This is a genomic window from Sanguibacter sp. Z6_81, assembly GCF_057180625.1.
In genome coordinates this window covers 111,463-137,823 of sequence record NZ_JBXUFV010000004.1, presented here as the reverse complement: position 1 = coordinate 137,823, position 26,361 = coordinate 111,463, and the positions used below count along the sequence as shown (strand labels likewise).

General features: G+C 73.5%; 17 protein-coding genes. 6 read left to right on the top strand and 11 right to left on the bottom strand.

The window, feature by feature from the left end; all coding sequences use genetic code 11:
* Positions 1–47: 47 nt before the first annotated feature.
* The 8 genes from AC2AXK_RS11570 to AC2AXK_RS11535 form a co-directional block, all read right to left on the bottom strand.
* Positions 48–2,312, bottom strand: a complete 2,265-nt coding sequence (locus AC2AXK_RS11570; protein ID WP_484345532.1) for a transglutaminase TgpA family protein — start codon at positions 2,310–2,312, stop codon at positions 48–50.
* Entirely contained in the window at positions 2,309–3,544 is a 1,236-nt protein-coding gene (locus tag AC2AXK_RS11565; protein ID WP_484345531.1) for a DUF58 domain-containing protein, read from the bottom strand. Before AC2AXK_RS11565 ends, AC2AXK_RS11570 begins: the two co-directional genes overlap by 4 nt.
* Before the next feature lie 17 nt (positions 3,545–3,561).
* A complete protein-coding gene (locus tag AC2AXK_RS11560; protein WP_484345744.1) occupies positions 3,562–4,524 on the bottom strand; it encodes an AAA family ATPase in 963 nt (320 codons plus the stop codon).
* 84 nt (positions 4,525–4,608) lie between these two features.
* Complete coding sequence (locus AC2AXK_RS11555) at positions 4,609–10,731, bottom strand: Ig-like domain-containing protein (RefSeq protein WP_484345530.1); 6,123 nt, start codon at positions 10,729–10,731, stop codon at positions 4,609–4,611.
* Positions 10,728–12,815, bottom strand: a complete 2,088-nt coding sequence (locus AC2AXK_RS11550; RefSeq protein WP_484345529.1) for a serine/threonine-protein kinase — start codon at positions 12,813–12,815, stop codon at positions 10,728–10,730. The genes AC2AXK_RS11555 and AC2AXK_RS11550 overlap by 4 nt, the downstream gene beginning before the upstream one ends.
* Positions 12,812–14,146 carry an FHA domain-containing protein gene (locus AC2AXK_RS11545; protein WP_484345528.1) on the bottom strand — a complete coding sequence of 445 codons (1,335 nt, stop codon included), beginning with the start codon at positions 14,144–14,146 and terminating at the stop codon, positions 12,812–12,814. The genes AC2AXK_RS11550 and AC2AXK_RS11545 overlap by 4 nt, the downstream gene beginning before the upstream one ends.
* Positions 14,143–14,985 carry a PP2C family protein-serine/threonine phosphatase gene (locus tag AC2AXK_RS11540; protein WP_484345527.1) on the bottom strand — a complete coding sequence of 281 codons (843 nt, stop codon included), beginning with the start codon at positions 14,983–14,985 and terminating at the stop codon, positions 14,143–14,145. The genes AC2AXK_RS11545 and AC2AXK_RS11540 overlap by 4 nt, the downstream gene beginning before the upstream one ends.
* 5 nt (positions 14,986–14,990) lie before the next feature.
* Entirely contained in the window at positions 14,991–15,380 is a 390-nt protein-coding gene (locus tag AC2AXK_RS11535; protein WP_484345526.1) for an FHA domain-containing protein, read from the bottom strand.
* A gap of 340 nt (positions 15,381–15,720) precedes the next feature.
* Between AC2AXK_RS11535 and nirB the strand changes: the two genes are divergently transcribed.
* Positions 15,721–18,360: a nitrite reductase large subunit NirB gene (gene nirB / locus AC2AXK_RS11530; protein ID WP_484345743.1), complete on the top strand. Its 2,640-nt coding sequence runs from the start codon at positions 15,721–15,723 to the stop codon at positions 18,358–18,360.
* A 56-nt stretch (positions 18,361–18,416) separates the two neighbouring features.
* A complete protein-coding gene (nirD, locus tag AC2AXK_RS11525; RefSeq protein WP_484345525.1) occupies positions 18,417–18,812 on the top strand; it encodes a nitrite reductase small subunit NirD in 396 nt (131 codons plus the stop codon).
* Between the two features lie 25 nt (positions 18,813–18,837).
* Here nirD and AC2AXK_RS11520 read toward each other — a convergent pair whose 3' ends face one another.
* From AC2AXK_RS11520 to AC2AXK_RS11510, 3 genes are all read right to left on the bottom strand, one after another.
* On the bottom strand, positions 18,838–20,499 hold the full coding sequence (locus AC2AXK_RS11520) for a catalase (protein WP_484345524.1): 1,662 nt from the start codon (positions 20,497–20,499) through the stop codon (positions 18,838–18,840).
* Positions 20,496–21,002, bottom strand: a complete 507-nt coding sequence (locus AC2AXK_RS11515) for a Fur family transcriptional regulator (RefSeq protein ID WP_484345523.1) — start codon at positions 21,000–21,002, stop codon at positions 20,496–20,498. The genes AC2AXK_RS11520 and AC2AXK_RS11515 overlap by 4 nt, the downstream gene beginning before the upstream one ends.
* Before the next feature lie 67 nt (positions 21,003–21,069).
* Positions 21,070–22,089 (bottom strand): aldo/keto reductase, encoded by a 1,020-nt coding sequence (locus tag AC2AXK_RS11510; protein WP_484345522.1) that lies wholly within the window; start codon positions 22,087–22,089, stop codon positions 21,070–21,072.
* Between the two features lie 158 nt (positions 22,090–22,247).
* Between AC2AXK_RS11510 and AC2AXK_RS11505 the strand changes: the two genes are divergently transcribed.
* The 4 genes from AC2AXK_RS11505 to AC2AXK_RS11490 are packed head-to-tail and all read left to right on the top strand — an operon-like array spanning position 22,248 to position 26,297.
* Complete coding sequence (locus tag AC2AXK_RS11505) at positions 22,248–22,892, top strand: D-glycero-alpha-D-manno-heptose-1,7-bisphosphate 7-phosphatase (protein ID WP_484345521.1); 645 nt, start codon at positions 22,248–22,250, stop codon at positions 22,890–22,892.
* Entirely contained in the window at positions 22,889–24,256 is a 1,368-nt protein-coding gene (locus AC2AXK_RS11500) for a glycosyltransferase (protein ID WP_484345520.1), read from the top strand. The genes AC2AXK_RS11505 and AC2AXK_RS11500 overlap by 4 nt, the downstream gene beginning before the upstream one ends.
* Entirely contained in the window at positions 24,253–24,897 is a 645-nt protein-coding gene (locus AC2AXK_RS11495; RefSeq protein WP_484345519.1) for a D-sedoheptulose-7-phosphate isomerase, read from the top strand. Before AC2AXK_RS11500 ends, AC2AXK_RS11495 begins: the two co-directional genes overlap by 4 nt.
* A complete protein-coding gene (locus AC2AXK_RS11490) occupies positions 24,894–26,297 on the top strand; it encodes a PfkB family carbohydrate kinase (protein WP_484345518.1) in 1,404 nt (467 codons plus the stop codon). Before AC2AXK_RS11495 ends, AC2AXK_RS11490 begins: the two co-directional genes overlap by 4 nt.
* The last annotated feature ends 64 nt before the right edge of the window (positions 26,298–26,361 follow it).

Here is a 26,361-nt window from a genome sequence, read left to right as displayed (position 1 = left end):
GGTCGCAATGGCGCGTCTCGGCGCATCCCGGTCGCCGGGGACGTCCCTCAGCGCCGCCGGGTACGCCCGGGCCGCAGCGAGGCCCGGGACACGCGTCCGCGCACGCGGGTCCACAGCGCGCCCTCCCCACGGATCACCGCCACGGACCGGTCCACGGCCGCCCAGTAGCTGGCGACCTCGGTGTCGCTCGGAGCCCCGCCCGAGAAGACCGCCGCGTCGGCGTGCTCTGCCAGGGCCGTCGCCGGCAGCGCGGGGTACACGACCGCGAGTCCCCGTGCGGTCTCCCGGCGGGTCCGGTCCGGGTCCGTTCCCGTCCCGTGGTCGCGGGCCGTGTCGAGCACCTCGTCCCACCCCCCGCTGATGCGCGCGACGGGGTCCGGCGCGTTCCGCCGGCGTCTGCGTCGCCGCTGCTTCGCGGCGACGACGAGGAGCGGGGGCAGCACGAGCAGCAGGAGCGGTACGGCAACGGCTGCGGTGACGAGGACCACGCGTCGGATGTCGACGCGCGCCTCCTCGGTCTCCTGGTTCGTGTCGACGTTCGGCTCCTCGACGTCCTCGCGCGGGGGGACGACGGGGTCGGCGGGCGGTGGCGGCGGCTGCACCACCTGGGGCTGCGGTTCCTTCTCGATCGGTGTCTCGTTCTCCTGCGGTGTCTGCGAGGTGGGCGGGGTCGGGAAGTACGGCACCCATCCGACGCCGGCGTACGCGACCTCGACCCACGCCTGCACGTGGTCGCCGGTGAAGGTGATCTCCTCCGCCCCGGCCTGCTCGGGTGCCGGGACGAACCCCATGACGACCCGTGCGGGCAGGCCCTGCTGCCCGACCATGAGCGCCATCGCCGACGCGTACTGCTCCGCGTCCCCGACCATGAGGTCACCGCCGAGGAGCTCGGTGATCCGTGCGGCTCCGTGCCCGGACGCCGACGGGTAGTCCCCGGAGGCCTCGATCCCGTGGCTGAAGAACCCGGTGTCGTGGAGGTGCGCCTCGAGGGCTCTGGACACGAGCGCCGCGGTCGTCGCGTGCGCCGCGACCTCCGTCGACCGCAGCGGGACGACGTCCGGCACGCGCTGCGGCTCTGGCAGGACGACGTCCGCCGGGTCCGCCGAGCCGATCTCCTCGTCCGTGGGGACGGGCGGCAGCACGGCGTCGAGCCGGTAGGTCTGGCCCTGCTCGAGCCCGCCGGTGAGCACCCCGGTACCCGTGGCGTCGTTGAACCGGAACTCCGCACGCAGGGCCTCGTCCCCCGCGAAGTCGACCGCGGTCGTCTGGCCCACGGTGGGCAACCAGACCCCGGCGAGCTCGTGGACCTCGACCTCGACGCTCACGTGCTCCCCCGTCACGGACGACGGGATCGTGTCCCCGACCTTGCGGAACGACCCGGAGCCGTCGGGCTCCCCGTCGCCCAGGACGTTCCACACGACCCCGTCGAACGCGTCGAGCGTCGCGAGGCGCACCACGGCGTCCTCGGGCAGGCCGCGGACGGTGAGGAGATCGGTGTCCTTGTGGTCCTTGACGTAGGTGCGGTACGCCGCCAACGGGCTCACGTGGTCCCGCGGGTCGAACGGTGGCACGACGACCGAGCGCAGGACGAACCGCGGGACGTCACCCGCGACGACCGGCGCGAGCAGCACGCCGCCACCCACCGACAGCACGAGCATCGCCGCGAGCGAGACCGTGCGGCGCGGCCGCAACCGGCCGGCGCGCCACGCCGCCCAGCCGAGCAGCAGGACGGTCATCGCGACGCCGACCTCCGTCACGAGCAGCAGCTCGACGGTCCCGAAGAGGATGGACGTCACGAGGACGAGGACCGGCACCGCCGCCGCGGTGACGAGCCGCAGACCGTGCCGACGCCCGGCCCCCACCGTCCCGGCCGCCACGACACCGACGAGACCGAGGAGGTACGGCACGACGAGCACGTTCCCCGCAGTACCCAGCGGGGGCTCGAGGGTGAGCACCTGCTTCCAGGACGTCACTACGCCCTGCGCCAGGGCCACCAGGGTGTCCCCGGACGGCACGACACCCGCCACGGTCGTGGACGGAGCCGCGAGAGGGCCACCGACGAGCACGAACGCCAGCCCGGCAGCGGCGATCGTCGTCATGACGGGCCAGCGCCGCAGCACGGCGCACAGCGCCACCGCGGTGCCGACGAGCACCCCACCGAGGGCCGCCGGCAGGGCGGCCGTGGTGCCGTACACGGGCAGGAGCGGGACGAGGGCCAGGGCCACGGCCACCGCGAGGACGAGGACGTCGACGACGCGGTGTGCCGCGGGCCGCTGCTGCTCGGGCCCCGGCGCGAGGGGGTGCACGGTCACGCCTGCACCACCTGCCGCAGGAGCCGGGGCAGGTCCCGGATCTCCCCGAGGGTCGCGAGCGACAGCGCACCCTCGGTGCGCAGCGAGACCTCGCTGCCGACGCGGCACGTGACGAACACGGTCCGTAGACCGGCAGGCAGCCGCCCGGCGCTCGCGCGCAGCGCGGCGGGCGAGGTCGTCGAGCCCGTGATGCAGATGGCCATCGACGCCGTCGGCACCGCGCGTGCCACGACGTACGCGAGGTCCCTGTCGTCCTCGGTCGGCGGGAGGGTGTCGATGCGCGAGCAGTCGTCGAGCAACCACCGCGGCGTGCGCGCACGGAGCACCTCGGGCCCGGCGAGCGGCGTGATCTCCAGCCCGTCGCGGATCGCCTGGACCCCGATCGACGCGAACGCGCTCACCGCGAGCTCGAGCTCGTCGTCGTGCGCGTAGTCCGTCGACCGCGTCGCGACGGCGAGCGCCGTGTGGGTGCGACGCGTGTCCTCGAACTGGCGGACCATGAGGGTCCCGGTGCGGGCACTCGTGCGCCAGTGGATGTTGCGCCGGTCGTCGCCGGGGATGTACTCGCGCAACGCGTGGAAGGACATGTCGTTGTCCGTGATCGTCCGGGTGGACTGGCCCTCGAGGTCCCGCAGGAGCCCGGGTCGCGTCCCGGCCAGGGAGACGGTCACCGGGTGGACGTAGAGCTCCACGGGGTCCGTCCACCGGGTATCGCGCCGCGCGATGCCCAGCGGGTCGGCACGCACCGAGTGCACGGGACCGACGACGACGACGGAGCGCCGGGACGTGGGGATCGCGAAGAGCTCGTCGTGCACCGCGCCCGGGGCCATGCTCGGCAGCGCGAAGCTCGCCGCGCCCTGCCCCACCGGCAGCTCCACGTACGCGGGCAGCAGCCGTCCGCGGCCGGCGTTGCGCACCTCGATCCGCCCCATGGCGCGCTCCCCGACGGTGACGAACCTGTCGGCGAGGTCGAGGTCGACCGCATAGCTCGAGCGCCCGATGGTCAGCAGGAGCGCGACGACGAGGGCGACCCCGAGCACGCACCCACCGACGACGAGCTCGGCCCACCCGAAGCGCCGCCCCACCCCGAGCGCGAGCACGGCGCACACGGCCGTCGCCCACCCGAGACCGGTGAGCAGGCGCGCCCGCGCCCGCACGACGGCGACGGACCGGCGCCACGCACGCCGCAGCCGCGCGGGTTCCTCGACCCCGGTGTCGTCCACCGCAGCCACGTCAGACCTCGTCCATGTCAGGCCACGCGCTCCGACGGGGGCGTGGTCGTCGACAGGATCCGCTCGAGGACGTCCTCGCTCGTCACGCCCGCGAACTCGGCCTCGACGTCGAGCACGATCCGGTGCGCGAGCACCGCGACCGCGAGGTCCTTCACGTCGTCCGGGATGACGTACGGCCGCCCCTGGGCCGCCGCCCACACCTTCGCGCAGCGCACGAGGGCGAGGCACCCCCGGACGCTCACGCCGAGGCGCGTCTCCGCGTCGCGCCGGGTGGCCTCGGCGAGCCGGGAGATGTAGTCGTGGATCGTCCCCTCGACGTGGACGGTGGCACCGAGGTCCGCCATGTCGGCCACGGCGGTGGAGGAGATGAGGGGCGTGAGGCTCGTCGTGCGGTCGCGCTCCGCCGCGCCCGCGAGGATCTGCACGGTCGACGCGTGGTCCGGGTACCCCAGCGAGGTCTTCATGAGGAAGCGGTCGAGCTGCGCCTCGGGCAGGCGGTACGTCCCGGCCTGCTCGATGGGGTTCTGGGTGGCGATGACCATGAACGGTCGGCCCGCGGAGTGCGTCACCCCGTCGACCGTCACGCGCGACTCCTCCATGACCTCGAGGAGCGCGGACTGGGTCTTCGGCGAGGCCCGGTTGATCTCGTCAGCCAGCACGACGGACGCGAAGATCGGCCCCTTGTGGAACTCGAAGGCACCCGACTTCTGGTCGTAGATCGTCACCCCCGTGACGTCCGACGGCAGGAGGTCCGGGGTGAACTGGATGCGGTTGTGCGTCCCGTCCACCGTCGCCGCGAGTGCGCGCGCGAGCATCGTCTTGCCCGTGCCCGGGGCATCCTCGAGCAGGATGTGCCCCTCGGCGAGCATCGCCGTGAGGACGAGGCGGACGACGTGCGTCTTGCCCAGGACGGCCTTGCCGACGTTGTCGACGAGCGCACTGAAGGTCTGTGCGAACCATGCGGCCTGCTCGGCGGTCATCGGGGTGGGTGTCATGTCACGGGCTGCTCTCTGTGCTGGGTGGGGTGCGGGTGCTCGGCGGGCGCTCGGGGCGCCCGGCGCTGGTCAGCCATCGCCGGGTTCCGGCGGCGCCGCGACGACGACGTCGGTCGAGGCCGTGGCATCTCCTGGGCCTTCCGCGCTCAGCGCGCGGACCTCGACACGGACCGTCCCGGGGGGGATGGCGACGAGCGTCACCGGGCTGGCCGTGGGGGCGCCCGTCCAGCCGCCCGGGACCGTCAGCGGACGCACGATGCGGTACTCGTACCCCGTGACGGGCGACCCGTTCTCGGGGGCCGGCGTCCAGCTGAACTGGATGGTGCCGGGGCCGGGGGTCGACAGCGTGACGGACCCCGGTGCGTCCGGCTCGCGGATGCGCTGGGCTGTCCCGGTGGCGGACGCGACCGTGCTCGTGCCGGCCGCGTTCGTCGCTCGCACGAAGACCGTGACGTCCTGCGAGTCGCCCCAGCCGCCGAAGTCGACGGCGTGGGCGAATCCTGACGGCGGGACGGGATTCCATACCGACGGCGTACCGACGGCGTACTCGACGCTCGTGATCGGGGACCCCCCGGTACCGGCCGTGGACCACGTGACCGTGACCTGGCCGTACCCGCCGGCGACGTTCACGGTCGGCTGCTCCGGGACGGTGACGGGGGTCGCGCTGCCGATCGATGCCCAGTCGCCGCAGGCACCGCGGGTGTTGCACGCCCGGACGCGGTACGCCGGGGTCGGAGTCCCGCCCCCGAGGCCACCGATCGCGTAGCTCGTCACCGCGCCGACGTTGCCGATCCCCTCGACCTCGTAGGAGCTGATGCCGACGCCTACGCCGCCGGTGGACGTCGGCGCACCCCAGGCGAGGACGACCCGGCCGTCGCCGAACCCGCGACCGGTGGCCGTCGCGCTGATGCTCGGCGAGGTCGGGGCGCCGGGCGTCGAGAACGTCGACGTCGTCGTGGACCCCGCCGTGCCCGTGCCCGCCTTGTTGCGCGCGGTGACGGCGAACGTGTACTCGACACCGTTCACCGCGTTCGTGAACGCCCAGCTCGTGCTCGTGCCGCGGCTGACGACCTGGGTGGCCTGCCCCGCGCCGCTCACGGTCACCACGTACTCGTCGATGGGCGCGCCGTTGGAGGCTGGCGCGTCCCACCCGACGTCGATCTGGCCCCCGAGCGCCGTCTCCACCCGGCTGGCGCGCACCGTCGGAGCACCGGGCACCCCCGCGGGGATCGCCGACGACGACCACGGGCTCCACGAGCCGCCCTCGGGCGGGGTCGCCCCGTTGTGCGCGCGGACCCGGACCTGGTACTGGGTGCCGTTGGTGAGGCCGGTGAAGGTCACGGACGTCGAGGACGTCGTGCGGCTCCCACCGCCCGACGTCGGCAGGGGCGAGATCTCGACCGTGTACTGGGTGATCGGGGTGCCGGTGTTGCTCGGCGCGCTCCAGCTCGCGGTGAGCTGCTTGTCGCCCTCGGCGAGGGTCGGCGCGGCAGGGACGTCGGGGACGGCGTCGGGTGTGGCGGACGCGCTCGCCGGCGACTCCGGCGACCACCCGATGGCGTTCTGTGCGGCGACCGTGAACGTGTACGCCGTGCCGTTGGTGAGGCCGGTGACCGTGCAGGTCGTCGACGCGCAGCTCGTCGTCTGACCGCCCGGTGAGCGGGTGAGGCGGTACGCGGTGATCGGTGAGCCGTTGTTCGCGGGAGCCTCCCAGGACAGCACGACGGACTGGCTCGTGACGCCGCCTGCTCGCGGAGCCACCGGGGCGTCGGGCCGGTCACGGACGTTCACGGAGATCCGCCCCTCGACCTCGCGCAGGCTGTCGCCCGTCGCGTCACGGACGCGGTACCGCACGACCATGGACCCGACGAAGCCCTCGTCCGGCCGCACGACGACGGTGGACCCTGACACGGACGCGGTGCCCGACCCCGGGGTCTCGACGGTCGCACCCAGCACGGTCACCGCCTGGTCGGGGAACGGGTTGAACACGACGGGGACGGCGACACGCGTGTCGACCCCGGCCGCGCCGTCGACGCTCACGTCGGGCGTGACCTTGACGAGCGCACGGGTGCTCGCCACCACCCGGAACTGCACCTCGACCGTGAGGCTGCCCGAGCGGCCGTACCCGAGGGTCAGCTGCGTGGAGCCCGTCGTGCCACGAGCCACGTCCGGAGAAGCGACGACCTGGAGGGTCGTGCCGGTGAGCGTCGCGCTGAACCCCGCGGTGGGGGTCCCGGCGAGGCGGAAGGTGTACGGCTGCGCCCCGTCGGCACCCTCCGGGCCCTCGGCGAACCCGAGCAGGTCGACCGCTGCGGCGGCGTCGCCCTGCGGGATCTCGATGACGCTCGGCGTGAACGTCGGCGGGTAGTCCTCCTCCGCGTACACGGTGATGGGGAGCGTCAACGTGGCCCTGCGTCCGCTCGCGTCGTCGCGGCTGGCACCGTCGGTGACCTGGAACGTGATGGAGGCGGGGCCGGCGTAGCCGACCTGGGAGGCGTACCGCAGCGTCGTCTCGTCGACGACGAGCTCGGAGCCGTCGGAGCGTGTCGCGCTCACGAGCGTCGTGTCGCCGATGCGTGCCGTCTTGCCGGTCCCCACCTGGACGAACTCCGCGATGGGGATGGCGAGCTCCGCGCCGGACGCCACCCGCAGCTCCCGCGCCTTGGGGCGCAGGACGGGCGGGAAGTCGCCGAGCGCCGGGACGGTGATGAAGGCGTAGGCGTGCACACCGTCGGCGTCGGGGTGCGTGTTCGTCAGGAGGTACGGGACCGTCTGCGCCTCGTCGGTCAGCGTCACGAGGACCCTGTCGTCGGCGGTCACGGACGCGACACCCGAGTGCGACGACGGGACGGACACCTCGAGGTCGCTCAACGGGCCCGAGGGGTTCTCCGCCACCTCGAACACGTCGACCTCGACGCTCGTCTTGCCGACGACGTCGATGGGCGCGACGGTGACGTCGCCCGCGACCGGCGGGGCGATGACGGCGTCGGCCACGACGTAGACGGTGAGGACGGCGGTCGCCCGGCCGCCCCGGTCGTTCGTCACGGTGTAGGCGATCGAGATCGGCGGTCCGGGTTCGGCGGGTGCCTCGACGACGATGCGGCGTCCCTCGGTGCGCGCGACGACACCCGGCGGGACCTCGATGTCCGGGGAGAGCGTGAGGTCGCCCCCGGAGGGGTTGACGTCGTTGCGCAGCACCCGCACCTCGACCCGCTGGCCGGGCTGCACCGTCACCTCGTCGTCCTGGGCGACGATGGGCAGCGCCTCCGCGGGCCTGCGGGCGATCCCGACCCGGACGGTCGCGACGGCGCGCTGGCCCACCCAGTCCTCGACCGCGTACGTGAAGGTGTCCGTGCCGGTCTCGCCGGGGAACGCCTCGTACTCGATCCAGTCGGCGCCGACCGCCGAGATGCGCCCCTTCTTCGGGGCGGTGTCCCCCTGGCCGAGGAGGACGACGCCGTCGCCGTCGGGGTCGATGCCGGTGAGCGGGACCATGACGCGGACCACCTCGCCCTCGAAGGTCCGGGCGGTGAGGTCCTTGGGCCGTGGCGGGGACTTCGTCGTGGCGGACGACTCGTGGACCGTCACCGTGAGCCGGCCCGCGCCCACGTTGCCGGCGGAGTCACGGACGCTGAACACGGCGCGGGCCGTCGTCGGCGCCGACGGCGCCTGGTAGCGCAGCTGGTCGCCGGAGACGAACAGCAGGCCCTGCCCGTCGGCGAGCGGCTCCGCGAGCTCGGGGACGAGCTCCATGTCGTCGCCGTCCGCGTCGTACGCGTAGTCCAGGGCCGGGATGGTCACGACGCCTCCGGTCCGCACGGAGACCTCGACGTCGCGGACGACGGGCGCGTGCTGGTCGGCGGACGGGGGCACGGGCTGCACGAGGATCTCTCCGCGTGCCTCACTCACTCCGTTGGAGATGACATAGGTGACCGTCTCGGGTGCCTCCAGGGCCCGCAAGGACGTGATCCGCACGAGGCGGTGGTCGATCACCGCGACGCGCAGCGCCGAGTCGGGCACGGCGGTCGCCGACGTGAGGACGAGCACCCCGCCGTTGGGGTCGACGTCGTTCGCCATCGGGTCCACGGTCACCTCGCCCCCGAGGGGGAGCAGCGCCAGGTCCCGCACGGCGACGGGCGGCAGCGGCGCGCCGGGCCACTCGCGGACGTCGACCCGCGCGAGGCCCGTGGCCTGCTGCGGGGACGCGACGACCGTGAAGCCGACGTAGTACGTCCCGGGGTTGGGTGCTGTGAACGTGAACGTGCCGTCCTCGAGCTTCGGCAGGATCGTCGTGCCAGCGACTTCCTCGACCGACGCCAGACGCACGGGCTCCCGGGAGGCGCTGCGCACCGACGCGAGGATGTCGACGTCGACGGGCTGCCCCACGTAGGTCACGGCGTGCACCGGGTCGATGACGGGCGGCAGGGACCCGGTCGGGCGGACGTCGACGACCATCTCTCCGACGACCGTCGCCCTGCCGTCGGTCACGGTGAGCTGCACCGTCTGCCGTCCGAGCGCCTCGCCCTCGGCGACGAACGTGACGATGCCGTCCTGGCGGGCACGCACGGACCCGCTCCCGTCGGTCACGGCCGAGCTGAGCAGGAGGTCGTCGCCGTCCGGGTCGGTGAAGTTCGCGAGCGCGTCGTACTCGATGGTCGCGCCCTGCTCGACCTCCACGGCGCCGGTGCGGACCTGCACGGGGTCGGCGTTCTGGCTCGGGTCCTGGGCCGTGAGGGTGACGGTCGCCGTCGACGGGGGGTTCTGGCCGCGGCCGTCGGTGATCGTGTACGTGAACGTGACGCTGCCCTGGGCGTCCGGGAAGATGACGGCCTGCAGCGCGCGTCCGCCGTACACGGGCTCGAGCGTCCCGAACGTCTCGGGGATCGCGTCGAAGGCGCTGATCGCGATGATCCCGCACTCACCCGCCGTGTCGTTGTCGAGCACCTGGAGGATGGTCGTGCGCCCGGGACGCACCCCGAGCGAGTCGTCCATGGCACCCGGCGTCGCGGACTGGTCCGTGCACTGGCTGAGGAGCTGCTGGGCAGTCTGGACGTCGTCGGACGTGTCCTCCTGGTCGTCCGGCTCCTCCTCCTGCTCGATGTCCTGCCAGTTGGGCTCCTGGACCTTCGGCAGGTCCTCCGGCAGCCACATCCGACCCTGGGCGGTGTCGTTGAGGACGACGACGGACCGGTTGACCCGGAAGACGAGGACGTCGGACGTCGTCATCCCGTCGAGGTCGACGATCTCGGGGTCACCGTCCTCGCACTGCGACACGTAGCTCCCGGAGCCCGACGCCCACGCCGAGTGCGTGCAGTCCCCGACGCGCACGGGGCGGGCGGGCACTCCTGCGCCACCGGTCGGCAGCGCGTCGACGCTCCCGTCCTCGAGGTCGACGCGCACCGCCGCCGTGGTCGTCGACGCGAGCACGACGTCGGACGCTGCCGACGGTTGCTGCAGCACCGCGCCCGTGCCGTGCTTCTCGAGGTTCACCGACCAGCCCTCGCCGTAGAGCGTGCTCCCGCCACGCACGACAAGCTCGTCGCCGACCGCGGTGATCTCGTCGGGCTCGACGCCGGCCGCGTCCGTGAGCGTGACCACCTGCTCCTGCTCAAGACCCTCCGGCGTGACCGCGACGCGGTGCACCCCACCGTCGGACGGGTCGAACGCGAGCACGTCGCCGTCGACGGTCACTGTCGCGAGGGCACCGTCGGCGAGCTTGAGGTCACCGGGCGTCGCAGCATCGATCGTCGCGAGCGTCGCCGTGGTCCGGACCCAGACGTTCCCGTCGGCGCCGGTGATCGCCACGACCCCCGCGGACATCGACACCTGGGTGTCCGCCGGGATCTCCGCCTGGGTGGCAAGCGTGACCGACGCCGTGTCGACGACGGACACCTTCCCCGGTTCGGTGAGCAGCACGTCCTGGGCGTCCTGGAGGACGTCGAACGCAGGATCGGTCGCGACGAGCCCGCCGTTGAGCTCCTTGACGGTCGCGTTGTAGCGGCCGAGCTTGAGCCCCTGGGCGTTGGTCACCCACACGGCGCCGTCGTTGAGGTCGATCTCCGCGATCTTCACGCCGGGGTTGATGATCGCGAGGGCGGCAAGCACCGCAGGAACGGTGATGGCGGCGACGACGGAACGCGCGGTGGAGGTCCGGGAGGACGTGCTCCCGCTGCGGGACCGACGGAGCCTCATGCGCTGCACCCCTGCGCCGGCGTCGCCGTCGCGCGGCCGTCGGCACGCACGATCGACACCTCGATGCAGACGGTCGTCGAGCCCTCGGGCACCGGGACCGACACGGACGGCCGGGTGACCCGCTCTGCCGGCGCCGTCGACCCGACGGCGACGACGCGCCACAGGTATGCGTCGCCCTCCAGCTCGTCGGGGTTGCTCCACCGGAAGGTCGCGGTGCCGTCCGGGTTCGTCCGCCCCTCGAGGCCCTCGGGTGCCGGGACCGTCGCCCCACCGATGAGCGTCGGGGACGGCGTCGCGCTCGCGGACTCCTGGGGGTTGCCCTGCGGCCCGAGGCCGAGGGTCTGGCTGGCGACGAACGCGAGGAGCGCGACGACGACGACGCTGCTGGCGCCGACGAGGAGCCGTCGTCCGGTGGACGTGCGCCCGGCGTGCTGCTCGTCCTCGGCACGGTGCTCGGTCCGGTAGTGGCGTGTGCGGAGCTCGCTCGCGCTCACCTCGAACTGCGCCGGGCGGGGCGCCGGCCCGCCGGTCGACGGTGGGACGGCCACCGAGGCCGCTCGGGGCGCCGGAGCTGCACCCGCGCCGTAGATCCCCGCCGGAGGAGTCGTTCCGCGAGCCCCGGCACCGTAGGGGATCGAGTCATGGGACGTCGGCGGGTGCGGCGCGTGCGGGTGAGACGTCTGCGTGTGCGCCGTCGGCGTGCGGATCGCCGCGTCGTGCGTCACCGGGCCGGGGCTCGTCGTCGACGGCGACGGGGCGGCGCTCGTCCCGGGGCGCGTCCGGCCACCCTCCGCACCGGCGGGGTCCGGCACCTCCGACGCGCTGGTCGGCCCCGGAGCCGGGGCCCCTGGTCCTGGGAGGCCGGCCGGGTCCGCCGCGCCCGGGTACGGGCCGTGCCCCGTCGTCGACGGGGCGACCACCGGTCCGTGCGGGGAGATGCTCGTGACGGCGCGCATCCGCGTCGCCTGGTCGTCGAGCTCCGCGACGTCGTCCGCCGACCGTGCGCTCACGGCGGCCGACGGTGTCCCTCCCGGCGCCCGGGCTGCATGGCGCGGCGCAGGGGCGGGCGCTCCCTGCGGGTCGATGCTCGTGATGGGCCGCAGGCGCGTCGCCTCGTCGGAGTCCGGCTCGCGAGCGGAGCCCGGCGCAGCGGGAGCCTCGAACGGGCTCCGACCCTGGTGGGGGTCTGTGACGGTGTCCGCCGGCGGCTGGAACTCCTCGGACAGGTCGATGCTCGTCACCGGCAGCTGCATCGACCGCTCGACCTGCTGGAGGGCGTGCGCGAGGGCGAGGGCGCTGACGAAGCGGCGCTCCGGGTTCTTCGCCATGGACCGCGCCAGCACTGCGGTGAGGCCCGGAGGGACGTCCTGCCGGTCGATCGGCGTCAGGGGGCTTCGCTCGATGCGCGAGAGGAGGTCCGCTGGGGTGTTGTTGCGTCCCGGCACCTCGAAGGGCGAGCGACCGGCGAGGAGCGTGTAGAGCGTGGCGCCGAGGGAGTACACGTCCCCACGTGCGTCCCCGGTCGGGTGCTCGGCGAGGAGCTCGGGTGCGGACCACGGGATCGACATCCCCGTGGCCGCCGCCGACGAGCCGAGCGTCGCGGCGATGCCGAAGTCGGTGAGGGCGGGCCACCCGAAGTCGGTGGCGAGGATGTTCGCAGGCTTGATGTCCCGGTGCAGGATCCCGAGGCGGTGCGCCGCCTCGACGGCCGACGCGACACGGATCCCGGTCCGCAGCACCTCGGCGACGGTGAAGCGCTCGGTGCGGTACCGGGCTCCGAGGCTGGGCCGCGAGCAGTACTCCATGACGAGGAACGGGCGACCGTCCGCGGCGATGTCCGCGTGGTAGATCGTCACGATCGACGGGTGGTGGGACAGCTGCGCCATGACGTTGGCCTCGGCGAAGAACGCCTCGCGGGCGTCCTGGTCGAGGGACCCGCCGAGGAGGACCTTCACGGCGACCGAGCGTCGCGGGAGCTCCTGCCGGTACTCGAAGACGTCGGCGAACCCACCCATGCCCAGGAGCCGGACGTACTCGTACCCGGGGATCCGTGGCGCGATCGAGGGTTGGCGGCGGGAGCTCACTCGTCCCGCTCCAGCTCGAAGGTCACGCCGTCGCCGAGGTCGACGACGGCGCCGGGCACGACGACGGTCGCCTCGCCCGGGCGCAGCCGACGGGCGGGCTGTCCCGGCTCGACGAGGAGCATGCCGTTGGTCGAGTTGAGGTCGGTGACGAGCACGTCCTCGCCCTCGGCCCGCACCTGGGCGTGCGTCCGGGAGATGTCCTGGTTGGGACTCGTCACCGTGACGAGGCGCGGGAGGTCCCGTGCCGAGACGCGGGACACGACGGGCGCCCGGCCGATGAGGACCGCCCTGTCGAGCGGGACGACGAGTCCGGACGCCATCCGGATCCGATGGACGCGGACGGGCACGCCGGGCACCGAGAAGGGACCGGGGACGAAGTCCTGCTGCCAGTCGGGCATCTGCCGGCGCAGCTCGACGAGGCTGGAGCTGAGCACGGTGCTGCCGTGCACGTCGTCCTCCTCGTCCACAGCGCCGGCTGCCGCCCGCGGGAGGGCCGTCACGGACGAGGCGGGCACCGTCTCGAGCGCGTGCACGGGCACCGCAGCGAGCTCGCCCGTCGGCGCAGCACCCGGACCGCTGCGCGGAGCGACGGACGACCCCGCCTGCCCGGCGTCCGCAGGGCTGTGGGCCGGCGGGTCCTCGAGGGGCGGCGCGACCGTCATCTCCGACGCGGGCGGCACCTCGAACGGCTCGAGGGCGCGGCGCGGCGCGGGCCCTGCCGGGAGCTCGTCGAACGAGGCGCGCGCCGGTGCGGCGTGCGCGCGGCCCGAGGACACCACGCTGTGCGAGGTGAGGGCACTGTGCGAGGTGAGGGCGCTGTGCGAGCTGAGGGCACTGTGCGAGCTGAGGGCGCTGCGCGAGGCGAGGGCGGGGACGGCGCTCGCGCCGACGCGCAGCACGACCTCCACGGCCGACGCCTGGACCACGGCGGCGAGGGCAGGCATCCGCGCCGCCCGACCACGCGGGGCCTCGTCCTCCGGCACGGCGACCGTCAGTGCGTGCGCGTCGGTCACGTTGATCTCCGCCCACGTCGCGACGTGGGTCGCGGTGTGCTCCGCCAGACCGCTGGCGGTGGTGACGAGCAGGCGGACGTCACCCCGGAGGAACCCACGGACGTGGCCGTCCACGACGGTCACGAGGGCGAACGGCGGCAGTCCCACGAGGCCCCCGCGGGCAAGCACGGCGAGCCCGTGCGTGAGATCGGGGCTCTCCCGGAGCGCATCCCACACCTCCGCGACCTTGGCGTGGTCGACCGACGGCGGCAGCAGGGCCACCGCACCGTCGGTGACCACCGCGAACCAGTCTCCGGGGGCGTACCGGGGGACGATCACGACGTCACCGTCCGTGGTCGCGGCACGGTGATGCCGTGCATCTGCTCGTCCCACTCGGGAGGCGGCTCTGCGACCGGGTCCGGGCGGCCGTCCTGGTTGTGGGTCTCGTCAGCGCTCGTCAGTCCGTGCCAGATCGTCGCGACGTCGACGACCACCGCGGTGATGTTGTCCCGGCCACCTGCCTCCACGGCGGCGTGCACGAGCGACTCAGCGGCCTCCTGGGCATCGCTGATCAACGTGAGCCCCACGCGGATCTTGTCATCGTCCAACTCATCGGTCAGTCCGTCGGAACAGATGAGCAATCTGTCCTGGGCACCTGCCGGGATCATCCAGTAGTCCGGCTCGGGGGCGGACGCGGTCTCGAGCGCACGCGTGACGACGTGCCGCTCCGCGTGCACCGACGCCTCCTCCTCGCTCAGGCGGCCTGCCTCGACGAGCTCCTGGACGACCGAGTGGTCGACGCTCACCTGCTCGAGGTCCCCGTCCGCGAGGCGGTACACGCGCGAGTCGCCGATGTTGAACACGAGCCAGTACGCGGCGTCGTCGTGCATGGCGATCGCCGCACCGGCGACCGTCGCTCCCCCGGTACGCCCGACGAGCATCTCGCGGAGGCGGTCCGCCGCCCGGCTGAAGCACTCGTGGACGTCCTCGATCGTCACGAAGCGGCGCCCGACGAGGAGCGAGAACTCCTCGACGACGACGCGGCTGGCGACGTCGCCCGCCTCGTGGCCGCCCATGCCGTCGGCGACGAGGAAGACGGGCGGGTACGCGAGGAGCGCGTCCTCGTTGAGCGTGCGGACGCGTCCGGTGTCGGTCGCCGAGCCCCAGGTCGTGTGCATGGGCCTCACCCCTGCCCCCGGACGTCGGGCCGGAGGCTGAAGTCGCCGAAGGTCACGACCGACCCGGGCGCCATGCGGATCGTCTGGCCCGGAGCGCAGAGGATCTGCTGCCCGTCCGGGAGGGTCACGAGCGTGCCGTTCGTCGAGTGCCGGTCGGTGACGAACGGCCCGCGGGCGTCCATCCCGACGAGGAGGTGCGTCTTGGAGACCGACCGGCGCGGGTCGCTGAGGGTCACGAGGTCCGTGATGATCTCGTCGGGTGCGGGCTGCGGGTGACGGCCGACGAGGGTCATGCCGCGCAGCGGGAGGACCTGTCCGTCGGAGAAGCGCAGCACGACGTCCGGCCCGGCCGCGGACGACGCGGGCGGCCGGAGCTGGCCACGTTGCTCAGCCACTGCGGGACCCCTTTGGACACGGACGACGATCGGAGCCCGGCGACCGCCGAGCACAGACCCTGGGTAGGTTACCCCGTCGCGCCGGAGACAGGCCGCGCGATCCACCCATCACGGACGGCCTGCGGCGTCGCTCGGGCCGGGCAACCGCCGGGCCCGGTCCCGTGGCACCGGGCATGTCTGTGCTGGGTACGAGGTCCCACAGGACGCCCCGAGCCGGTACATACGGTGGGAGCCAGACATCGAGGAGGCCCCCGTGGGAACCCAGCACACACCGCAGAGCGGCTCGGAGCGGGGCGCCCAGAGCCCTGACCCGAGGCGCATCGTCGTCGTCGGCGCAGGCATGGTGGCCCACCGGTTCGCCGAGAGCCTCGCCGCACGCGACCCCGAGGGACGCTGGGAGCTGACGATGCTCGGCGACGAGGGCCGGTTGCCCTACGACCGGGTGGCCCTCACGAGCTTCTTCGGCGGGGCGAGCCCCGAGGACCTCACTCTCGGCGGCGCCGACGGCGGCACCGTCCTCGCTGCCGACCCACGCGTCACCGTCCTGCCCGGCTCCCCGGTCGCCGCCGTGCGACCCGAGGACCGTGTCGTCCTCACGGAGGACGGCGTGCACAGCTACGACACCCTCGTCCTCGCGACGGGGTCCCGTGCAGCCGTCCCGCCGATCCCGGGAGCCGACCTGGCCGGTGTGTTCGTCTACCGCACGCTCGACGACGTCGCGGCGCTGCGGAGCTGGATGGCCCAGCGCACCCGCGCCCTGCGCGCCCGCGGTGACGACCGCCCCCTGCGGGGCGCCGTCGTCGGCGGCGGTCTGCTCGGTCTCGAGGCAGCGGGCGCTCTCCAGGCGCTCGGTGCGCGGAGCACCGTCGTGGAGTTCACCGACCGCCTCATGGCGCTGCAGGTCGACGCGGGAGGCGGCGAGGCCCTCCGCCGACTCATCGAGGGGCTCGGCATCGCGGTGCGCACCGCGACCGCCACGAGCGCGCTCCTCCCGGCGCCCGAGGACCTCCTCGACGTGCCGACCGCGGACGAGGCCCGCACCGAGGGTGCGACGGCGTCCGAGCCGCCGGCCGTCGCGACGATGGTCTTCGCCGACGGCTCGGACATCCCCGTGGACGTCGTCGTCCTCGCCACCGGCATCCGGCCCCGCGACGAGCTCGCCCGGGCCGCCGGCCTCGAGATCGGCCCGCGCGGCGGGGTCGTCGTCGACGCCGCGTGCCGCACGAGCGCCCCCGACATCTGGGCGGTCGGCGAGGTCGCCTCGATCGACGGTGGGTGCGTGGGCCTCGTCGCCCCCGGCAACACGATGGCGGACATCGTCGTCGACAACCTCCTCGGTGGCGACGCCCGCTACCCGGGGACGGACCTCTCGACGAAGCTCAAGCTGCTCGGGGTCGACGTCGCGAGCTTCGGGGACGCCTTCGCGGCCACGCCCGGCGCGCTCGAGGTCGTCTACGCCGACCCGATCGGTGGCACGTACAAGAAGCTCGTCATGTCTGACGACGCGAAGGTGCTGCTCGGCGGCATCCTCGTCGGCGACGCCTCCGCCTACGCGTCGCTGCGCCCCATGGTCGGGCGCTCCCTCGGTGCGGACCCTGCCGCCTACCTCGTCCCCGAGGGCGCGGGCGCTGCAGCACCGAGCGCGGACCTGCCCGACGACGTCGTGGTGTGCTCGTGCAACAACGTCACGGCCGGCACGGTGCGCCAGGCGGTGGCTGACGGCCACACGAGCGTCGCGGCCGTGAAGACCTGCACCAAGGCGGGCGCCACCTGCGGGTCGTGCGTGCCCCTCGTGTCGAAGATCGTCGACGTCGAGCTGCGCCGCTCCGGCCAGACCGTCTCCAGGGCGATGTGCGAGCACTTCGCCATGAGCCGCTCGCAGCTGTTCGACGCCGTCCGGGTCACCGGGCTGCGGACGTTCACCGAGATCGTCGCCCGGCACGGCGTCACGGTCCCCCTCGCCGGGGCTGACACGCCGCGCGGGTGCATCATCTGCAAGCCCGTCGTCGCGTCGATCCTCTCCTCGCTCGACGTCGGGCACGTGCTCGACGCCGAGCAGGCACCGCTGCAGGACACGAACGACCACCTCATGGCGAACATGCAGAAGGACGGTTCCTACTCGGTCATCCCCCGGGTGCCCGGGGGCGAGATCACTCCCGAGAAGCTCCTCGTCATCGCTGAGGTCGCCCGCGACTACGGGCTGTACACGCGGATCACCGGCGGGCAGCGGATCGCGATGTTCGGTGCCCGCATCGAGCAGCTGCCGCCCATCTGGCGGCGCCTCGTCGACGCCGGGTTCGAGTCCGGCCAGGCGTACGGCAAGTCCCTGCGGACCGTGAAGTCGTGCGTCGGGTCCACGTGGTGCCGGTTCGGTGTCCAGGACTCCGCCGGTCTCGCCGTGAAGCTCGAGATGCGGTACCGCGGGCTGCGCTCCCCGCACAAGATCAAGTTCGGCGTCTCCGGGTGCGCCCGCGAGTGCGCGGAGGCCCGTGGCAAGGACATCGGCGTCATCGCGACCCTCAAGGGGTGGAACCTCTACGTCGCCGGCAACGGCGGGTTCGCCCCTCGGCACGCGGACGTCATCGCCGAGGACCTCACGGAGGAGGAGCTGTTCCGGGCGATCGACCGCTTCCTCATGTACTACGTCCGCACGGCCGACCGCCTGCAGCGCACCGCGGCGTGGGTGCAGGAGGTCGACGGCGGCCTCGACGGTGTCAAGCAGGTGATCTTCGAGGACTCGCTCGGTATCGCAGCCGACCTCGACGCGGCCATGGCCACCCACGTGGAGCGGTACGAGGACGAGTGGCGCGCGACCCTCGACGACCCCGAGAAGCTGCGGAGGTTCGTGTCGTTCGTCAACGCACCCGAGCAGGCGGACGGCGACCTCGCGTACATCCCCGTCCGTGGCCAGGTGCGGCCCGCCGCCCCGGAGGAGCGGGCACCGGACCTCCCGCACACCCCGCTCGCCGCCCGGCCCTGACCCGCCCGACCCGCCTGACCAGCTCGCCCCGAGCCACGACCGTGAAAGGCACGACGATGACCTGCCCGACCACCTGGACCGACGTCTGCACGCTGTCCGACCTCCCGCTCGAGCGGGGCGTGCCCGCTCTCGTCGGGGGCGAGCAGGTCGCGCTGTACAAGCTCTCGCGGCACGAGGTCGTCGCGGTGCAGCACCGCGACCCGTACTCCGGGGCCAACGTCCTCGCCCGCGGCATCATCGGCTCCCGGGACATCGGGATCATGGGCCCGATGGTCACCCTCACGTCTCCCCTGCACAAGCAGATGTGGGACATCCGCACGGGCGAGTGCCTCGACGCCGGCGGCAAGGACCCGGTGGCGCTGCGCACGTGGACCGTCCGGATCGACGAGGGACGGGTGCTCGTCCGGACGACGACGGCGACCCCCGGCATGTCGCCGGAGGTCGCCGCCTAGGAGCACCTGGGGTGCGTGCCGGTCGTCAGCCGGCGACCACGACGTGCTCGTTGGGCACGCAGTGGGTCATGACGAGGCCCGTGACGTCGCGCGGGCCGTTCTTGCCGAGGTTCGCCGCACGCGTGAGCTCGTCCTCGGTGAGGGTCTGGCTCTGCAGGGGCGGCAGGCCACGGACGTCGTCGGCGGAGATGCCGATGCCGTCACCGACGCGCTGACCGAGCTCGTCGTCGCACATGTAGAAGTGCCAGACCATGCGCTCCTGGATCTCACGGCGGCACTGCGAGAGCGCACCGACGAGGTTGGTCACGAGGTCGTCCTTCTCCCACTGCTCGGAGAGCTGGTACCGCTCCCCGGCCTGCACGTAGTCGTTCGTGCGGGGGATGCGCGCACGGGTGAGGCGCCCGGTGATCTCGGGCCCCTGCACGTCGTGCGTCGGGTACTGGGCCTCGCGCAGGCCGCCCGTGATGGACGGCTCGTAGTTGACGTGCGGGTTGGACCCGTTGGCGTCGACCGTGTACTGCATCTGCCCACCCTGCTGGTTGGTGGCGACCCGGGCGTTCTTCGCCTGGTTCACCGGCAGCTGCAGGTAGTTGGGGCCGACGCGGTAGCGCTGGGTGTCCGAGTAGGAGAAGGTGCGTCCGACGAGCATCTTGTCGTCCGAGAAGTCGAGACCGTCGACGAGCACGCCGGTGCCGAAGGAGATCTGCTCGTTCTCCGCGAAGAAGTTCTCCGGCATGCGGTTGAGGGTCATCTCCCCGACCTTGCGGAGCGGGAAGTCGTTCTCGGGCCACACCTTGGTGTCGTCGAGCGGGTCGAAGTCGAGCTCGGGGTGCTCGTGGTCGTCCATGAGCTGGACGTGGAGCTCCCAGGAGGGGTACTCGCCGGCCTCGATGGAGTCGTAGAGGTCCTTCGTGTGCGCGCCGAGGGTCTTGGCCTGCACCGCGGAACCGTCAGCGGCCGTGTAGGACGCGACGCCCTGCTTCGGCAGCCAGTGGTACTTGACGAGCTGTGTGTCGCCGGCCTCGTTGACCCACTTGTAGGTGTTGACGCCGAAGCCCTGCATGGTGCGCAGGCTCGCCGGCAGGCCGCGGGGGCTGAAGACGAGGGAGACCATGTGCATGGCCTCGGGGGTCTGGCTGAAGAAGTCGAAGGCACGCTCGGGGACGTTCGCCTCGAAGGTGACGGGGTCCGGCTTCTGCGAGTGGATGAAGTCGGGGAACTTCACGGCGTCGCGGATGAAGAAGACGCCGAGGTTGTTGCCGACGAGGTCCCAGTTGCCGTCCTCGGTGTAGAACTTCACCGCGAAGCCGCGGGGGTCGCGGGCCATCTCGGAGGAGTCCCGGCCGCCGGCGACGGTGGAGAAGCGCACGGCGACGTCGGTCTTCTTGCCCGGCTCCTGGAAGAGCTTGGCGCGGGTGTACTTCGAGATGGGCTCGTCGCCCACGGTGCCGTCGGCGGTGAAGGTGCCGTACGCGAGCACGCCACGGGCGTGCACGACGCGCTCGGGGATGCGCTCGCGGTCGAAGTGGCTGATCTTCTCGAGGAAGTGGTAGTTCTCCAGCGTGGCGGGGCCGCGGGCCCCGACGGTGCGCTGGTTCTGGTTGTCGTAGACGGGGTGGCCCTGGCGCGTGGTGAGCACCGGGCGGTCGTCTCCGGGTGCGGGCGGCTGCGACGCGACGTCGGTCATGACAGTCCTCTCGTTGGCTGTGGATCTTGTGACGCAAGTCCTCGGGAGCTGGCGCACTCGGCGCACCACCCCCAGAAGGTGATCTCGGCCTCGTCGATGACGAAGCCGGGCGGTGTGGTCGTGGGTGCACCGTCCGCGCTCGCGCGGACGTGCGGGACGAGGCAGGGCGCGGCAACCTCGACGCAGTCGACGTCGGTGGTGGCGCCGCAGCCCCGGCAGACGAGGTGGTGGTGGTTGTCCCCCACGCGTGCCTCGTAGAGCGCCGCCATCCCGGCGGGCTCGATCCGGCGGGCGAGCCCGGACCTGACGAGTGCGTCGAGGCAGTCGTAGACGGCCTGCGTGGACAGCGTGCCGAGGCGGGCGCGGGCGCGCTCGGCGACCGCGGCTGCGGTGAGGTGGTGCTCGCGGTCGGCTCGCGCCTCGTCGAGCACCTCGTAGACGGCGACGCGGGGGCTGGTGATGCGCAGGCCCACGGCGCGGAGTCGTTCGACGGTTGCTGTCACGCCCTCATCGTCCCACGATTCCGGAACGATGCCAAGAAAGGATCGGCTACATCTTTTGTGACGAACGTCAGAGGGCCACAGGCGGGAAGCTCGTCTGAGGCACCGGAGCCATCGGGTCGATCAACCATGCCGCCCGCAGGTCCTCCCACAGCTCGACCGGCACGTGCGCCCGCGAGCGCCGCAGCGTCGTGCGGACCTCGTCCTCACCCAGCGCCCCCACCGCCGTGGCGACGACGGCGGGGTGCGCACGGACGAACGCGAGCGCGGCCTCGGGGAGCGTCACCCCGTGCCGCTCGCACAGGGCGGCGATGCGCTGCGCCCGGTCGAGCACGGCCTGCGGGACCTGTGCGTAGTCGTAGTGCGCGTCAGCGCCCGGTCGCGGCGTCGCGAGCAGACCCGAGTTGAACGGACCCGCGACGACGACGCCCACCTCACGCTCGAGCGCCGCCGGGAGCAGGTCGGCGAGCGCGCCCTGCTCGAGGAGCGTGTACCGCCCCGCGCACATGACGACGTCGACGTCGGTCTCGCGGACGAACCGGGTGAGCATCGCCGACTGGTTCATGCCGACGCCGACCGCCCGGACGACGCCCTGGTCGCGGAGCTCGACGAGCGCCGGCACGGCCTCGCGCGACGCCTGCTCCCAGTGCTCGTCGGGGTCGTGGACGTACACGACGTCGACGCGGTCGAGGCCGAGCCGCCCGAGGCTGTCCTCGAGGGAGCGCAGCACGCCGTCGCGCGAGAAGTCCCACTCGCGGCGGACGTCGGCCGGGACGAGGAAGTCGCTGTCCTGCTGGCCCGCGAGCTCGGGCGCGGGAACGAGGAGGCGGCCCACCTTCGTGGAGAGCACGTACTCGTCCCGGGGGCGCTGCGCGAGCGCCGCGCCGAGACGCCGCTCAGCGAGACCGATGCCGTAGTGGGGCGCGGTGTCGAACGACCGCACACCCTCGTCCCAGGCGGCGTCCACCGTGCCGCGCGCCTCGTCCTCGTCCACCGCCCGGTACATGTTGCCCAGCGGGCCGGTCCCCAGCACGAAGGGCCCCAGACGCCCCACGACGCCCTGTCTGATGGTGCTCGCGTCGACGCTCATCCGCTTACCTTCTCAGGCCTCGGCGCGGGGCGCCCACCAGGACTCGCACCACGGACATCGCCTGTTGCGAGCGTCACAGCGCCGCCGCACGCGACGTGAGCGGGTTCGCCCCGACCTGTGGAGGTTTAGGGTCTGCCACCACGGGGAACAGCAGGTGCATGACCGGTTCTGGACGGCCCGTCGCGGCCCACGCCTCCCCGGTCCCGCCGCGTGCCGTCCTGTTCGACCGCGACGGGACACTCGTCGTCGACGTGCCGTACAACGGCGACCCCGCGCTCGTCGAGCCCATGCCCACGGCCGTCGCGGCGGTCCGCCTGCTCCGTGACGCCGGGATACCGGTGGGGGTCGTGACCAACCAGTCCGGGATCGCCCGCGGCCTCATCACCCGCGCGGACGCGGACGCCGTCCACGCCCGCGTCGACGAGATCTTCGGGACGTTCGCCACCTGGTGCGTGTGCCCGCACGCGCCCGAGGACGGGTGCGCGTGCCGCAAGCCCCGGCCCGGCCTCGTCCTGCAGGGCGCCCGGGACCTCGGCGTGGCACCCCACGAGGTCGCCGTCGTCGGAGACATCGGCGCGGACTACCTCGCGGCAGCGGCAGCCGGCGCGCGCGCCGTGCTCGTCCCCACCCCCGCGACCCTCGAGCACGAGGTCCGCCGGGCGCCGGCGGTCGCGCCGGACCTCCTGGGCGCCGTCGGCTCGCTCTTCCCCGCGCTCCTGCGCACGCACCACCCGACGGCCCACCCGGACCGCGAGGGAGCCCGCGCCCCGACCGCTGCTGCCGCCGAGAGGAGCGTCCGGTGAGGATCTCGATGGTCTCCGAGCACGCCAGCCCGCTCGCGGCCCTCGGCGGCGTGGACGCGGGTGGCCAGAACGTGCACGTCGCCGCCCTGTCCTGCGCGCTGGCCCGGCAGGGCCACGAGGTGACGGTCTACACCCGCCGGGACGACCCCGACCTGCCCGAGCGTGTGCCGGCGGCCCCGGGCGTCGAGGTGGTGCACGTCACCGCCGGCCCCACCGGGCACGTGCCCAAGGACGAGCTCATGCCCTACATCCAGACCCTCGGCGAGGGCATCGCTGCGGACTGGGCGGACGACCGGCCCGACGTCGTGCACGGGCACTTCTGGATGTCCGGCATCGCGGCGCTCGAGGCGGTGCGGCTCGCCGGTGCGACGGGAGACATCCCTGTCCTGCAGACCTTCCACGCGCTCGGCACGGTCAAGCGCCGCCACCAGGGCGACGCGGACACGAGCCCGGAGGAGCGCGCGCTGCTCGAGCCCTGGGTGGGCACCACGGCCGACGGTGTCGTCGCGACGTGCTCCGACGAGGTGTTCGAGCTCCGGTCGATGGGCATCCCCGCCCGGGCGATCTCGGTCGTGCCGTGCGGGGTCGACACGGAGCACTTCCGACCTGACGGGGAGGTCGCCGACCGCCCCGACGGGCGGGTCCGCGTCGTGTCGATCGGCCGTCTCGTCCCGCGCAAGGGGGTCGGCAACGTCATCTCGGCGCTGGCCCTCCTGCGGGCGCGTGGCCGCACCGACATCGAGCTCGTCGTCGTCGGGGGCTCCGCGGACACCGCGAGCACGACGGACCCGGAGCTCGAGCGCCTCCGCCAGCTCGCCGACGCCCTCGGGGTGCTCGACCTCGTCGACTTCCGGGGGCAGGTGGACCGTGGCGGGCTGCCGGCGATCCTGCGGTCTGCCGACGCGGTCGTCTGCGCGCCCCGGTACGAACCGTTCGGGATCGTCCCGCTCGAGGCCATGGCGTGCGGGGTGCCCGTCGTGGCGGCGAGCGTGGGAGGCCTCATCGACACCGTCGTGCACGGTGTCACCGGCCTCCACGTGCCCCCGCGCGACCCGGGCGCGATCGCGGACGCCGTCGAGAGCCTCGCCGACGACCCGGAGCGGCGCGCCGCCCTCGGTCGGGCTGGTCGCGCCCGGGTGTGCTCCCGCTACTCCTGGGACCGAATCGCGACGATGACGACGAAGATCTACCAGGGCGCCCTCGCCGCCACGACCACCCGCAGCGAGGCCGTCCGGATCCCCCGCAGCGAGGCCGTGACGGGCACGGGGAGCCGCGCGACGTCAGGGCGCAGCGGGCACCCGGCCCGCTCCGGGGCAGGGACGCGCGGCACGGCGCTTCGCCAGGCAGAGGGGACGGCACGATGACCGCCCACAGCATGCTCGTCGCGGTCCCGGACGAGGCGTCCTCGGTCGAGTCCGGCATCTGCGCGCGGACCGTCGCCGCGCACCTCGGCGCGCTCGAGGGTGTCCTGGCGCACCTGCGCGTGGAGTCCGGGCACCTCACCGCCTGGGGCTGCGAGCTGGCACGTCGGCTCATCGACGGGCAGCGGCTCCTCGCGGCCGGCAACGGGGGGTCGGCCGCCGAGGCGCAGCACCTCACGGCAGAGTTCGTCGGACGGTTCGACGGCGACCGACGCCCCTTCTCCGCGATCGCCCTCCACGCGGACACCTCCGCGATCACCGCGATCGGCAACGACTACGGGTACGACGAGGTCTTCGCGCGGCAGGTCCACGCCCACGGGCGACCGGGCGACGTCCTCGTCCTCATCTCCACGAGCGGGCGCAGCCCCAACCTGCTGCGCGCGGCGGCCGCGGCCCGGGAGGTCGGGGTGACGACCTGGGCGCTCACCGGGCCCGGCCCCAACCCGCTGTCGGAGGCCACGGACGACTGCGTCGCCCTGAGCGGGCCGTCCGCGAACGTGCAGGAGGCCCAGCTCGTCGCGGTGCACCTGCTGTGCCGGGCCTTCGACACCTACGTGCGGCACACCGAGGAGGGGCACGGATGAGGGTCGTCGTCGTCGGGGACGTCCTGCTGGACGTCGACCTCCTCGGACGGTCGGACCGGCTGAGCCCGGACGCCCCGGTCCCCGTCGTCGACGTCGAGGGGACCGTGCTGCGCGCAGGCGGTGCCGGGCTCGTGGCGCGGATGCTCGCGGCGGACGGCCACGACGTCCGGCTCGTGACCGTCCTGTCGGACGACGCCCGTGCGGCGGACCTGCGAGATGCCCTCCGGGGGGTGCGGGTGGTCGCCGGTGCGTCGAACGGGCCGACGCCCGTCAAGACACGGGTCCGTGCCGCGGGCCAGGCCGTCGTGCGTGTCGACGAGGGGTGCGCCACCCCCGCCGAGCCGACCGTGAGCGACGCGATGGTCGCCGCGATCGCCTCGGCGGACGTCGTGCTCGTCGCCGACTACGGGCGCGGGGTCGCCGCGCACCCCCGGGTCCGGGCGGCGGTCGCGGCGCGCGCCGCCGACGTCCCCGTCGTCTGGGACCCCCATCCGCGCGGAGCGGACCCCGTACCGGGGACGACCGTCGTCACGCCCAACCTCGCCGAGGCCACGAGGTTCGCGCAGGTGCGCGGCTCGGGCATCGCAGCGGCGCACGACGCCGCAGCGCTGCTCCGGGCGCGGTGGGGCGCGGACGCCGTCGTCGTCACCCTGGGCGACCGTGGTGCGCTGCTCGTGGCGGACCCCGCGGGCCGGCACGGTGCCACACCCGGACCCGTGGTCGTCCCGGCCCCGGGGGTCGAGGCGTCGGACCCGTGCGGCGCGGGCGACCGCTTCGCCGCGACGCTCGCGGTCGCACTGCTCGACGGCACGCGCCTGCCGGACGCCGTCGACCGGGCCGTGCGGGCCGCCTCGACGTTCCTCGCTGCCGGCGGCGTCGCCGGGCTCGTCCCCGTCAGCGCACCCGACGACCGGCCCGTCCTCCCGCCGGTACCCATCGGCGGGACCGCCGAGGCGCTCGACGTCGCCCGCCGCACGCACGCGGCGGGAGGCACGGTCGTGGCCACGGGCGGCTGCTTCGACCTCCTGCATGCCGGGCACGCCCGGACCCTGGCCGCGGCCCGCACGCTCGGCGACTGCCTCGTCGTGTGCCTGAACTCGGACGCGTCGGTCCGCCGCCTCAAGGGCAGCGAGCGGCCGATCATCGGGCAGGAGGACCGGGTCGCCCTGCTCCTGGCGCTCGAGTGCGTCGACGCTGTCCTCGTGTTCGAGGAGGACAGCCCCGAGGACGCGCTCGCCCGACTCCGACCCGACGTGTGGGTCAAGGGCGGCGACTACCGGGTGGACGAGCTGCCCGAGGCCGCGCTGCTGCGGACCTGGGGTGCGGTGACCGTCACCGTCCCCTTCCACGCGGCACGGTCCACGTCGCTGCTCGCCAGCGCCCTCGCGCGGGTGAGCTGATGCCCACCCGTCCCGTCCCCCGACCGGCCCACGTGCCGACGACGGACATCCACCCGACCACCCG

What these genes read in the sequence shown, in the direction of transcription:
- AC2AXK_RS11495 (WP_484345519.1), top strand. Translation starts at nt 24,253, where the DNA reads ATGACCGCCCACAGCATGCTCGTCGCGGTCCCGGACGAGGCGTCCTCG.
- AC2AXK_RS11505 (WP_484345521.1), top strand. Translation starts at nt 22,248, where the DNA reads ATGACCGGTTCTGGACGGCCCGTCGCGGCCCACGCCTCCCCGGTCCCG.
- nirB (WP_484345743.1), top strand. Translation starts at nt 15,721, where the DNA reads ATGGTGGCCCACCGGTTCGCCGAGAGCCTCGCCGCACGCGACCCCGAG.
- AC2AXK_RS11520 (WP_484345524.1), bottom strand. Translation starts at nt 20,499, where the DNA reads ATGACCGACGTCGCGTCGCAGCCGCCCGCACCCGGAGACGACCGCCCG.
- AC2AXK_RS11560 (WP_484345744.1), bottom strand. Translation starts at nt 4,524, where the DNA reads ATGACCGCCGAGCAGGCCGCATGGTTCGCACAGACCTTCAGTGCGCTC.
- AC2AXK_RS11490 (WP_484345518.1), top strand. Translation starts at nt 24,894, where the DNA reads ATGAGGGTCGTCGTCGTCGGGGACGTCCTGCTGGACGTCGACCTCCTC.
- nirD (WP_484345525.1), top strand. Translation starts at nt 18,417, where the DNA reads ATGACCTGCCCGACCACCTGGACCGACGTCTGCACGCTGTCCGACCTC.
- AC2AXK_RS11540 (WP_484345527.1), bottom strand. Translation starts at nt 14,985, where the DNA reads ATGCACACGACCTGGGGCTCGGCGACCGACACCGGACGCGTCCGCACG.
- AC2AXK_RS11510 (WP_484345522.1), bottom strand. Translation starts at nt 22,089, where the DNA reads ATGAGCGTCGACGCGAGCACCATCAGACAGGGCGTCGTGGGGCGTCTG.
- AC2AXK_RS11555 (WP_484345530.1), bottom strand. Translation starts at nt 10,731, where the DNA reads ATGAGGCTCCGTCGGTCCCGCAGCGGGAGCACGTCCTCCCGGACCTCC.